This is a genomic window from Mesorhizobium sp. A623 (genome assembly GCF_054489405.1).
Genome location: NZ_JBTMXB010000042.1, coordinates 20,090 through 31,122 on the forward strand (window position 1 = coordinate 20,090; position 11,033 = coordinate 31,122).

The 11,033-nt window shown below is 58.6% G+C and carries 9 protein-coding genes, 1 tRNA gene and 1 pseudogene; 4 read left to right on the plus strand and 7 right to left on the minus strand.

Annotation, left to right across the window (positions count from 1 at the left end):
- Nucleotides 1–54: 54 nt before the first annotated feature.
- Nucleotides 55–1,254: a DUF1173 domain-containing protein gene (locus ACX3P1_RS24605; RefSeq protein ID WP_459082199.1), complete on the plus strand. Its 1,200-nt coding sequence runs from the start codon at nucleotides 55–57 to the stop codon at nucleotides 1,252–1,254.
- A gap of 23 nt (nucleotides 1,255–1,277) precedes the next feature.
- Here the strand turns inward: ACX3P1_RS24605 and ACX3P1_RS24610 are convergent, their stop codons facing one another.
- On the minus strand, nucleotides 1,278–1,952 hold the full coding sequence (locus ACX3P1_RS24610; RefSeq protein ID WP_459082200.1) for a transposase: 675 nt from the start codon (nucleotides 1,950–1,952) through the stop codon (nucleotides 1,278–1,280).
- Nucleotides 1,953–2,254: 302 nt separating this feature from the next.
- Between ACX3P1_RS24610 and ACX3P1_RS24615 the strand changes: the two are divergent.
- Nucleotides 2,255–2,620: pseudogene (locus tag ACX3P1_RS24615) on the plus strand (IS110 family transposase); the annotation flags it as partial.
- A gap of 238 nt (nucleotides 2,621–2,858) precedes the next feature.
- On the opposite strand, the gene ACX3P1_RS24620 reads toward ACX3P1_RS24615, so the two are convergent.
- The gene (locus tag ACX3P1_RS24620) at nucleotides 2,859–4,874 is read right to left on the minus strand and encodes an AAA family ATPase (protein WP_459082201.1); all 2,016 of its coding nucleotides are present in this window, start codon (nucleotides 4,872–4,874) and stop codon (nucleotides 2,859–2,861) included.
- Between the two features lie 400 nt (nucleotides 4,875–5,274).
- Here ACX3P1_RS24620 and ACX3P1_RS24625 point away from each other — a divergent pair.
- Nucleotides 5,275–5,365, plus strand: a tRNA-OTHER gene (locus ACX3P1_RS24625).
- The gene (locus ACX3P1_RS24630; RefSeq protein ID WP_459082202.1) at nucleotides 5,323–6,171 is read left to right on the plus strand and encodes a hypothetical protein; all 849 of its coding nucleotides are present in this window, start codon (nucleotides 5,323–5,325) and stop codon (nucleotides 6,169–6,171) included. Before ACX3P1_RS24625 ends, ACX3P1_RS24630 begins: the two co-directional genes overlap by 43 nt.
- Nucleotides 6,172–6,367: 196 nt before the next feature.
- On the opposite strand, the gene ACX3P1_RS24635 is transcribed toward ACX3P1_RS24630, so the two are convergent.
- The 5 genes from ACX3P1_RS24635 to ACX3P1_RS24655 form a co-directional block, all read right to left on the minus strand.
- On the minus strand, nucleotides 6,368–6,973 hold the full coding sequence (locus ACX3P1_RS24635) for a DUF1419 domain-containing protein (RefSeq protein WP_459082203.1): 606 nt from the start codon (nucleotides 6,971–6,973) through the stop codon (nucleotides 6,368–6,370).
- A 163-nt stretch (nucleotides 6,974–7,136) separates the two neighbouring features.
- On the minus strand, nucleotides 7,137–7,430 hold the full coding sequence (locus tag ACX3P1_RS24640) for a DUF5983 family protein (RefSeq protein ID WP_459082204.1): 294 nt from the start codon (nucleotides 7,428–7,430) through the stop codon (nucleotides 7,137–7,139).
- An 87-nt stretch (nucleotides 7,431–7,517) separates the two neighbouring features.
- A complete protein-coding gene (locus ACX3P1_RS24645) occupies nucleotides 7,518–7,910 on the minus strand; it encodes a hypothetical protein (protein WP_459082205.1) in 393 nt (130 codons plus the stop codon).
- 84 nt (nucleotides 7,911–7,994) lie between these two features.
- Nucleotides 7,995–8,471, minus strand: a complete 477-nt coding sequence (locus ACX3P1_RS24650; protein ID WP_459082206.1) for a hypothetical protein — start codon at nucleotides 8,469–8,471, stop codon at nucleotides 7,995–7,997.
- Nucleotides 8,472–8,543: 72 nt separating this feature from the next.
- Nucleotides 8,544–10,700, minus strand: a complete 2,157-nt coding sequence (locus tag ACX3P1_RS24655) for a ParB/RepB/Spo0J family partition protein (protein WP_459082207.1) — start codon at nucleotides 10,698–10,700, stop codon at nucleotides 8,544–8,546.
- Nucleotides 10,701–11,033 lie beyond the last annotated feature (333 nt).

The window sequence follows — 11,033 nt, forward strand, 5'->3', positions numbered from 1 at the left end:
AAGCCATGACTCAATGACCGGACGGGGATGCGGCAACCTGGAGCGATGGAGGTGATGCGGCAGTTCAGGATCACAGGTGAACTCCACGAGAGTGACGCACCCGACCTGCAGGCGGCCCTGAGGTCGGCCTATGAACGGAGGGAGCGGCCTCTCTGCCTTTGCAGAGAGCCGGGCCTGCCCATGTACATTGCGCGCATGGGCGACCAGTTCCTCATCAAGCGCATGCCCTTCACCGGCGCGGAACATGATCCCGCCTGCGAGTCCTTCGAGCCGCCCTACGAGCTTTCCGGCCTCGGCGCCTTGATGGGTAGCGCGATCCAGCTCGATCCGGCCACCGGCATGGCGGCGCTAAAGCTGGAGTTCAGCCTGTCGAAACGCGGCAGTCGCGCATCACCTCTTGGGACCGGAAACGGAGTGGCCGACAGCGTCAGTGGTGAAGCGCGAAAAATGACGCTGCGCGGGCTGCTGCACTATCTGTGGCATGAATCCGGCATGACGAAATGGACATCCGCCTGGGCAGGCAAGCGGCATTGGTGGAACCTGCAATGGCATCTCACTGAAGCAGCAAAGCAGATGGCGGTGAAGAGCGCCCCGCTCTCCGACATCCTCTACATCCCCGAGCAGTTCCGGTCCCAGAACAAGCAGGCGATCGAGCAGCGTCGTGCTGAGGCCCTTGCCCGCGCGCTTCCGCCGAAGAGTGGGCCGCGCCCATTGATGGTACTGGTTGGGGAGGTGAAGGAGTTTGTGCCGGCACGCACCGGATCAAACCTCGTCGTAAAGCATATGCCGGGGTTTCCGTTCATTCTTGATGAGGGAATGTATCGCCGCCTGCAGGCGCGATTCGACAGCGAGATCGCGCTCTGGAGTGCGGACGAGACTTCACATCTGATTGCCATCGCTACGTTCGGGATGAACGCCGCCGGCTTGGCGATCATCGAGGAAATCGCGCTAATGGTCGTGTCGGAGAACTGGATCCCCTACGAGTCCGCCTACGAAAAGCGATTGGTCGATGCCTTGGCCAAGGTGCGGCAACAGAGCACCAAGGGGCTCCGCTACAATCTACCCGCCGATCAGCCGATGGCGACTGCCATGTTCCTGCAGCGGCAGCCACGTCCAGTCGCGCTCTACATCGTACCGCCGACCGCTGACGAAAAATTCGAGGCCGCTCTCGGCGAACTGATCCCTACGCGGCCGGAGATAGATGCCTGGGTGTGGCGCGTGGCCGATGGCGAGATGACACCATTGCCAACTTAGCTGGAGTAGCGGCGAAGCCGAGCTTAGAGCCCAAGCTTTTTCTTCAGCTCCGCATTCTCTTTGCGCAGTCGCTCAGCCAACAGTTTCTTGAGGCGAGTATTTTCTTCCTCAAGCGCGATAAGATCCTTCAACTCGCCGCTATCCGATGCTGGCGCCGCGGACTTCTTCCACTGGTAGTAGGTCTGCTCCGAAATGCCGGCCTGCTTTGTGGCGCTCTTGATACTTTCGCCGCCGGCGATCGACTTCTCGATCTGGCCGAGCTTCTGCGTGCGCTCCTTGGCGGAGTAGGTCTTGCGGGGCGCCTTGGCGGGAACAGGAGCAACGGCTTCCGAGACGGCCGCCTTGGCAACGTTCTTTGCAACTGACCGCTTTGGTTCCGTCTTTGTCTTCTTCGTCCGCGGGATTCTCTTTTTTACTTCCGCCTTCGCAGGCGCTTCAGTCGTGGTCTGCTCTGATTCAGTTTCCTGAGGGTCGGCCATAAGATACTCCGCTCGCGGTTTAGTCCCAACCTCAGCATTACTGGGTGCCCCATCAGAGTCAATAAGCTGACGATTTGGATGTTCTATCGCTTCGGCTTCTTTCGTGGCCTCGGCGGCAATAGCGGCCAGGTTGAGATCGCCCCAGATCGAGCGGCCCTGCCGGGCACTGCCCCGCTTCTGCTTGACCTCTACGACGAACGGCCGAGTCTGGCGCTTCATAGGCTCTTCCTTGATGAGAAATGACGTGCACAACAAGCCGCTGTTCGGGCCAGCTGGCGAAGATCCAGCGCGTCTTGTCAATCACGCCGAGCTTTAACGGATCAGGTCGTCGGCAAGCAAGCGACGTTTCAGACAGGTGGCAGCTTTGCGCACATTGCACGAACATGATGTAATCGCGGGAGCGGTGGCCACCTGAGACGCTGCGGCGATGTTCGAACATCTAGCCGGCTGGCTGTCCCCCGATAGGATGAAGAACGGGCTCTCGATCGACACCGGGCCCTGGCATCGAACGGAGGACAACCATGACGCAGTATATCGGTCTCGACGTATCCATGAAAGAGACGGCAATATCGATCCGGCAGGACGGCAAGAGGATTTGGCGGGGCAAGTGCGCGTCCGACCCGCGGTTGCTCGCGGCGCTGATCCGCAAGCGCGCACCGTATGTCCGGCGGGTCGTGTTCGAGACGGGGGCCCTGTCGGTTTGGTTCTACCATGCGTTGAAGGCAGAGGGCCTGCCGGTGATCTGCATCGACGCGCGGCATGCCAAGGCGGCGCTCGACATGGCCGCGAACAAGGCCGATGCGAACGATGCTGATGGCCTGGCACATCTGGCCGAGGTCGGCTTCTACCGAGAGGTTCGGGTCAAAGGTTTCGACAGCATGCTGATCCTACGTCCTGGTTTGCCCATCCTTTGTTGAGGAGCGCCTTCGCTACACGCTTCTCCTGGACAGTAAGCGTTGCCCCGTTGCCAGCCACTGCGTCCTCCTAGCGGATATGCGGCACCTGTCTGCCGTCGGATATCATTAATGGAACCGCGATGGCTCGTAGATCGCGAATTCAGTCTCTTATCGCGTCATCCATGGCTCCGCCCACGGTCGGTTCGCCGACGAGTGATCAGGCCGGAGGCTATTTGAACGGCTCGGTACTGGCGTTCTGAGCAATGCGCTCGTTGATGATTGAGAATAGCTTCCCAAATCTCTTTGCGACCTCGGGGGTAACGACACTCGTTGGATCGGATGCCATCTTCTCAAGGAGAAGCCTTGTCGGCCTCGTCTTGTGGAATGGGATACCGAGTTCCTCCAAGGCTAGTTCTACTCGCTTCGCAATTCTCGGGATTTGAGCGTTCAGCTTGAGGGTTTTCCCCTTGAGTTCGGATTTGTAGCTCGTCTTCACCAGGGATTCGTAAGTGCCTGGATCGAGCAAGTCTTCGATGTCTGCCTCATTGGGCCTGAGGTCGATCGCTTCCGTCACGAAGACGACGTTGCGATCCCTTATGAGCCTGCTTCGAAGAAGTTCAGCGCTCGTTGCCCGAGAGTGCTTCTCATCGTCCAGCAGGACAACGGTATTGAGGTTCTGGGAAGTCAGAAGCGCCACCATGTAGGACACCTTCTGGGCGCTTCCAGCCGGGGTCAGGGCAATGTTGGCCAGTGAAGTGCCCTTGTTATCTGCAAGGTAAGCGCTGATAGCGGACAGGATCCAGAAGTCGGTCACTCCCTCAACGACCAGATTGTTCGGCCCCACAAATAGGCTTTGGGCGATATCGTAGCCGAGTGCGGCCTGGAGCGGGAAAAGTGTCCGTGCATCGCCCTTTGGGTCGTTGCTTACCGTTGTCCCGGTCTTTTCATCGATATTGACGGTTCGGATCGAGGTGACGTTCTGGGTCGGAACCATGAACGGCGAATGTGTCGTGTATAGAATCTGGTTTTTGAAATCCTTCTCAAAGTGACCCAGCAGGTCCGCTTGCGATTTGGCATGCAGGTAGAGGCCCGGCTCATCCAGCAGCAGGATGGCTTTCTCCGCGTTGCCACCGTGCGTATCGGCCGCAAACGTGATGTAGAACGAGAAGAACCACTTAAATCCCCGGCTACGCTCGTCGAGGTTGACCTCGACATCAAAGGTAGCATTGGGGTCGGATACGAACGTATCCATATAGGCGGCATCGAGATTGAATCGGATTTTCAGCGGCCTGTCTTTCCAAAGACGCCTGATCTCGCCCGTCACTACTGCGCTTGCCCGATTGGCGAGCTGATTTCGTGTTTCCGGGTCGTTGTTGTTGGATAGTTCCTGAAGCTGCTTCGCCTTCAACCCTGCGACTTTGCACAGTTTTTCAAAATTCATGTCGGCTGGAGTTAGCTTTCCCTCGGATTTCCGGTTGAGATAATTGGAAATGTTCTGGTGGCCGCTCAGTTCTGGATAATCGTCCAGGAACATGAAAACAGGCATGTTTTCGACCACCCAGTTACGAACCTCGCCCTGAGCCTTTTCGTCGGCGGGTATCAGTTTGGCGAGATCCTGCAGTTCGTTGAGTTCGGCTTCCTGCTTTTCGGTGAGATCAGCATCAGCCGCCGCAAGTGCTGTCCGGAGCGCAGCTATCTGTTTGGCGGCATCGGCAGCCCATTCCGAAGGCTCTGCGTCCTCGGCTGGTTCAATGTCGAAATTCTCAGCAGCCTGAAGCAGCGTTGCTTTGCTTTCTTCAGCAATCTTTTGGGCCGCTGCTTGTACCGCCGGGCCGATTTTTCTCGACTTCACGGCAATAGCTTTGGGATCGAATTCGATATCGGGCAACCCAAGTCCAACCCGGCGGGCACCCTTGTAATGACGGCCAATTGTGACGCTCTTGAGGGTCGAGGCACGTTTGAGAATCTTGCCGAGCGCGGTGCGATCTGCGTCGTCCAGGCTCCAAATGCTCTTAACGACGGGCGTCCAACTGTTGCATTCTTCCAAACGCCTGTGACGAGGGAAGTCCTTTACCGGGTTCAGGTCACCGTAACCCTCTGGCGGGTTCAGGCTTTTCAGTCCCAGCAGCAGGTTGGACTTGCCGCTTTCGTTGCGCCCAAGGAGCGCCGTTATCCGTTCTACTTTGATTTCGCCGCTGTCGTTGATTGAGCGAAAGTTTGTAATCTGAAACGATTCGAGCTGCACTGCATCAATCTCCCACACCACCCAAGGCAAACTTGGCCTAATATGTGTAAAATTGCGAGCATTACCTCCCGTAGCCGGTTCTCCCTATCCACAGGTCTGGTTTCTTGTGCGGCCGTGTCGCCCAGCAGGTCAAGTCATCCCCATGTCCGGCATCATGATCGTCGGCAGCGCGATGACTGCTGTCGATGCCGCCAAAACTTGACGGCCTCCTCTCGACCCCATCTCTTCCGAAAATAGCTCCGCTTCCGGCCCCGTGCCATGTCGGCGATATCGGTGCGTGGTGGCAAGCGGCCGGTCTGGCTTTAGGCATCTCGGCGGGAGGACAGACGTTCAGTTAAGATCACAGTTGGTGCAACGGCAATTCGTGACAATCAGAATGGTAGGCGTTAGAACGACGTATGGTGTCGTAGTGTAATGGAAGCACCCCTGCCGATTAGAGGATTGCGTGTTGAAAGCAGGTAGTGTGGGTTCGAACCCCAACGGCGCCGCCAGTTCTTCCGCCACCGCCGGCCCAGTCCAACCGCTGAAGGACCTCCTCGTCTCCGTGGGCGAGGCAGTAGCTAACCTCAATACAGCTGTCGTTGGTCTCGATGCTGTCGAACGGGGCCACGAGAAGCCGGAAACGTTGACCATCTCTTGGAATCCGCATGACCGGACTGCCGCCGCGCGCAAGTCACGGAGGTTTATCGTCGAGGCCGTTCTCGTTCGCGTGGCCGAAGCACTCTCTGAATTTGTGTTGGTTACGGCGCGATTGCCTCGCTTTGGCTCTGTCCGTAGCGGCTGGGATAGAAAAACGTCTCGTGCAGAAAAACTTACCGATGTGGCCGCAGAATTGCTCGGTTCAGAAAGTTATCTCATCGCTGGTGCCGCCTTGCTCATTCACTGGCGAAATCGTGTGGTCCACCCGCGCTCTCAGGCGTCACTCGCGCCTCAACAAGAGAAGAAGCTGCGGGCCGCATCCGAAGAGATCGAGAAAAATTTCGCGGGACTTTTAGTCGACCGGTTACTCAAAGATTTTGAGGCCGGCCAGCCAACCTTGAAGGATGTATCCAGCTTGATCGCAATGTCGATAAGGATGGCGCGAGAGGTGGATAAGGCAGTAAACGATTTATCGAACGACGACCTTGATGTTCTGCTGGAGTACTACGGTTTGAAATCTCGTATCGCGGAGATCGAAGCTCAAACAACTCCGAATAAGCGTCACGCATCGGTGGTTCGTATGCTCCAGTCTAGTGCGCCGGGTTTGGTTCCCGCCTATAGTCAATTATATGGAAGTGTCGCACGCGACGCTGGCTAAGTGTGGAATTACTATCTTCTGGCCTCCTCCCTCTCCCAAAGAGCCTATTTGCGGATAAAGCCCTGCGTGATGTCTGGTCTGGAAGGTGACCCATTGTGCTCTGGCGCTTTAGGTGGGATCGTTTGCCGAACGGCAGCTTGCCGCCGCGTCCGAACCGAAACCGGACAGACTGCTAACCGCCCCAAACAAGACGCTCTTATTGCCTATCGCGACGCGACCGGGAAACGGGAAGGAGCCGATCGATCTCGATGTCGGACAAGTCCTGCAGCAGTTTGAGAATAGTGCCGTGCCCTGCGGAGTTGACCAGAATGGTCCGCTTGCCCCGATGTTCCGGTGGCCAGGCATGGGAGTTGGTCTCGCCGGCAATGCCCCTGAAATCGGGATGCGTTGCCGACCAGATTGCTTCGAGCTTTTCCTCGCGCGTCATGCTGTCGACAGCGCCTGTCTCACGGGCAACGATGGCCGCCCGCATGGAGTCCGGACTGCGCTTGTTGGAGAGGTCGCAAAAGCCGTGGAACCAGCGTTCCCGGCCTCGGATCCGGATCGCGAAGAAGACACTGGTGACGTTGCCAGCCTTGTATTCCGATATGCCGAACATCCCGGTCCGCCGGAAAAGCGGCGGCAGGAGGCAGAGCATGAAGTGGTATTCCCGTTCAAGAATCTCGAACCATTCCCCGGCATAGGGTATACCGGACAAAGGATCGATACCGGGCGTGTCGCGGTGGCGATCGAACAGGACGAACATCTGCTCGCGGGTCGCCACACCGTGGAATACTTTACGGAAGGTCGGATGATCGGACATGGCTTGTTTCCGGGAATGGCCGAGGCTGTCCCGTTACGACAGAAGTCGTGGGGAACGACGATCGGCGTTTTTGCGTTGGGATCGGGAGCCGTGAGGTCCCTACGAAATGATTGGCTGATTGGGCACGGAAGCGTCCGATCCGGCGTCAATGCTGGCGCAGGTCTTACCAGTCATAAGCCGGGAGGCCTTCGACCTCGTCGGCATCGCAATCGAACAGGACGTAGTCGCAGCCCTGCTTGCGTGCCCAGCACATGGCTTCGAATAGATCCTTGGGAATAGCGTCCTGGCCGACACCGGCATTTTCGTCATGGGCATAGACGAACCAACCGTACTCACCATAAGATCCGCCGACGCATGGCCATTCCTTCACCGGCGTGTTGTCGAGCCGCCGGGCGGTGGTTTCAGAAACATGTGCGGTGGAGATCACCACAAACCGCCGTATTTCGAGAGTGGTCATCGCTCCCTCCCTTTGAGTTGACATGGCGACAGAGTCGGCAGGCGCTTTTGCGCCTGCACACGGTGGATGCTCGGTGGCTCGCCGGGGTCACGCGGCACGGCTGTGGGATGTGCGGGGCTCGTCGTGTCCGACGCCGGTGACTGCACGAACAGCGGCTGCGAGCGCAGGAACATCGTCAAGCATGGTGAGGGCGACGAAGTGGTTCGGGCCACCGGTATAGTCCTTGCGCCCCTTGCAGGTGCGGATCAGGATGCCGTGACCGGAGGAAAGGCCGAATTGCCCGACCTGGATATAGACGCGATCGTGGTGAAGCGTGACTTCGCCCGAAACTGCGATCCCTCCCTTATTGGAGCGGATATCGAAGGATCCGGAGGGAAGGCGCAGTTCCGTAGCCAGCAGCTTCAGACGCGAGCGCGCGGTGGAATGAAAGCGTCTCTTCTGAGCGTCGTCATAGGCGCAGGATTTGATCCATTGAAACATGATATTCTCCATGAAACGAAACGGACCCGGCGATCGCTCGCGCGATGCCAGGTCCGACAAGCGTTGATCTCGATTGGGGAAGGGTCAGGCCACCGCCCGACCCTCGACGAAGTCGGCGCCGATCTCGTCGACTGTCACCTCTTCCAACAGCGCATTCGAATAGCGGTTGTTCGCCAACCAAAGCTCGGCGGCCTCGCGGCTCTCGGCAAGGTGCAGCAGTTCACTGCCGTCTCCGATCGACTGGAGGACGCGCACCGTTCCTACCTTCGGATAGTCGATCACCGCGAACGTAAGGTCGCTGTCGACCGAATAGGTGCGCCTTACTGTGATCAAGATGACGCCGCCCTGGCCGAAATCGCCTTCATGCAGCGTGAAACAGGCAGGCGAACTGTAGGTCGGGCGCTCGCGGGACGGTTCTTTCCTTATCAGGCGGCCGACACTGTTGCGGTTTTTCCATGCCGCGAGCTTCTTGTTAAAGCGGTCTGGGGGCCTCGGTGTCCCATCTGAATAGCGAATGATACTACCGAGCGGCGCATTGTCGTAAATGATCGTTGAAGACATGCGGGTTCTCCATATTTGAACAGGAAAAAGAGCCCGGCGCGCTAGCCGGGCCCGACTGAGATCGATGGATCGCTATTCCGCGGCTTGGAAGCTGTTCGCCTCTTCGGTGCTGCCGGAACTCTGATTAGCGGATGATTGATCGGCGTCATCAGCGAGGAACGCCGGCAGCTCGACCGCATCGCCATCGAGGGGATCATCGCCGGACATGTCGGCGGCGGCCGCCTCATCGATTGCGGCCGGGATATCGCCTCCTTCGAGACGCAGCGGCTCGGGCAACCAATCCGACCCTTCGAGAAGACGAGCAGCCTCAACGGCCATGCGGTCCTTTTTCAAATGGTCGATGAGTTGGGCAGAATCCTCGCCGCATGCCTCACGGACAGCCTGCAGGATACGGGCCTTCGTCACCTTGCCCAGATAATTGTCCACGGTGGGAGTCCAGCCGGCCGAGACCATGTCGAACTGCAACGTGTGGGCAAGCACGTCGGCATGTTCGAGCGCCCGCGGCCGCTTGTTCCAGGGCTCGACCACCGCATTTAGCGACAACGCAACACAGTGCGCGAACAGCGCCTTGCGGCTTGCCTCGTCGAGGCCCACGAGGAAGTTCCACAAACCGTCTTCCTCCTCGGGGAGGTCACGGTCCCAGGCTTCGTGGCGCTCGGCGATCTCCTTGGCCCAGGGCGTTTCACTGATGCCCTGCACTTGGCCGAAACCGATGCTTTTCACGCTGATCTCCAGGCAGGTGGCCTGGGCGTAGCGATAAAACACCTGCAGCACGAAGGCATGGAGTGCGGCAACAAAGGCGATGTCGGCATCGCCGGCGAGCGCGTTGCGCAGGGCGAGCGAGCGCTGCGCCGTCAGATCGACGACGAGACGATCGGAAAGCGGCTTGATACCGTCCTCCTCGGCTTCATCGCAATCGCCGCCGTTTGGAGAAATACCGTCGGCTGGCTTTCCATTGACGACGACGCCGTTGGCGCTTTCATCGCGCGCGCTGGACTTAGTATCACCCTCCTCACTTGCTCCGGTCTCGTCGTTCTCGGCCCTGGGGTCGTCCTCAGGACGGATGAAGCCGGCTTCGACCTGCAGCTTGCCATTGGCATAGAGTGTGAGGAACACACCTGCGATGGTCTTCTGTTCAGGATCGTAAGTCTGCGGACGATCACTGATCGCATCGAGCTCGGTGCCGAGCTGGTCGAGTTTATTCTCGACCGCCTCGTCGGCATCTTCAGCTTCAGCATATTCCCCGTCAAGCTTGTCGTATTCGGCCTTCAACGCGTCATAGCGCTCGACCTCTTCGGCGCTCAGTTCCTGCGGTTCGGCATAAATGCGCCGCATGGCGGACGTGTGCCCGTAGGGAAAACTGATTGCCGCCTCGACCCATTTCCAGCCTTCCGCCCGGATCGTTTCGGCGTCCAGCTTGAGCTTGTCGAACACAATCTGTTCGAGCAGTGCGGCATCCTGGAACCAGCCACCAGAATCTTGCTCAAACAGATCGCGCAGGATGACACCGCCGGCCGCCTCATAGGCCTCGGCGCCGACATAGACCGCACGACGATCGTCGGCGCGAACCGTCGTTTCGGTGAGCAACCGCTTGATGTAATAGGGCTCCTGCATGTGCGACGTGGAAACCCGTTCCCACACCTGTTCCTGACGCGCATGGTCGCCGGAAATCGACAACGCCATGATCTGCTCGAGGCGGATTTCATCCTTCTCGTAGAGGTCGAGCAGTTTTGGGGAAACCGAAGCGAGCTTCAGGCGCTGCCTGACCGTCGCCGGCGACACGAAAAAGCGGGCGGCAATCTCCTCGACATCGAGGCTCTGGTCGCGCAAAGTCTTGAACGCCCGGAACTGGTCGAGCGGATGCAACTGCTCGCGATGCACGTTCTCGGCAAGCGAGTCTTCCTCTGCCGAGGTATTTTGCGCGCGGTTGACGATACACGGCGTCGGCTGGTCCTTCACCATGCGCTTCTGCTTGATGAGCAGCCCGAGTGCCTCAAAGCGGCGTCCACCAGCGGGAACTTCGTACTTGCCGGTTTCCTCGCCCTGCTCGTTGCGCATCGGGCGCACGTTCAGGCTCTGCAGAAGCCCGCGACGAGCAATGTCCTCGGCGAGTTCTTCGATCGAGACGCCGTCCTTCACCCGGCGGACATTTTTCTGCGACAAAATCAGGCTGTCATAGGGAATGTTTTCGGACTGGTTCAGCGAGATCTTCGGTGTGGCCTTGGCCATGATCAGGTTCTCCATGACGGGACGGCCGGAGACTCTCTCCAGACCTCCAACCCCGTCAGAAAACCTCCCCTCCCCCCTCTCCCTCTCGCCGGCGCATGGCGAGCGCCGCCGCCTACCGCAAGCCGTGCTGGTTCCTCCGCGACCGCCGGCGGCAAGGTTCCGGCTGCAGGACCGGACGACGAGCCATCCCCTCAGGCAGAGAGAATGGCGCGCATGTTATGCGATGATGATCACTAGTGCGTTTTCCGAATAATTTCGGTTACGTATCATAGCCAGCATGTGCGAACATGTTTTCGCATTCCTTTGGTGTGAATTGCTCAATGGCAAGGGCCA

Bases quoted from the DNA above. Each gene is read 5' to 3' on its own strand.
- ACX3P1_RS24635 (WP_459082203.1), bottom strand. From the start codon at position 6,973: ATGTCCGATCATCCGACCTTCCGTAAAGTATTCCACGGTGTGGCGACC.
- ACX3P1_RS24655 (WP_459082207.1), bottom strand. From the start codon at position 10,700: ATGGCCAAGGCCACACCGAAGATCTCGCTGAACCAGTCCGAAAACATT.
- ACX3P1_RS24650 (WP_459082206.1), bottom strand. From the start codon at position 8,471: ATGTCTTCAACGATCATTTACGACAATGCGCCGCTCGGTAGTATCATT.
- ACX3P1_RS24640 (WP_459082204.1), bottom strand. From the start codon at position 7,430: ATGACCACTCTCGAAATACGGCGGTTTGTGGTGATCTCCACCGCACAT.
- ACX3P1_RS24610 (WP_459082200.1), bottom strand. From the start codon at position 1,952: ATGAAGCGCCAGACTCGGCCGTTCGTCGTAGAGGTCAAGCAGAAGCGG.
- ACX3P1_RS24605 (WP_459082199.1), top strand. From the start codon at position 55: ATGCGGCAGTTCAGGATCACAGGTGAACTCCACGAGAGTGACGCACCC.
- ACX3P1_RS24645 (WP_459082205.1), bottom strand. From the start codon at position 7,910: ATGTTTCAATGGATCAAATCCTGCGCCTATGACGACGCTCAGAAGAGA.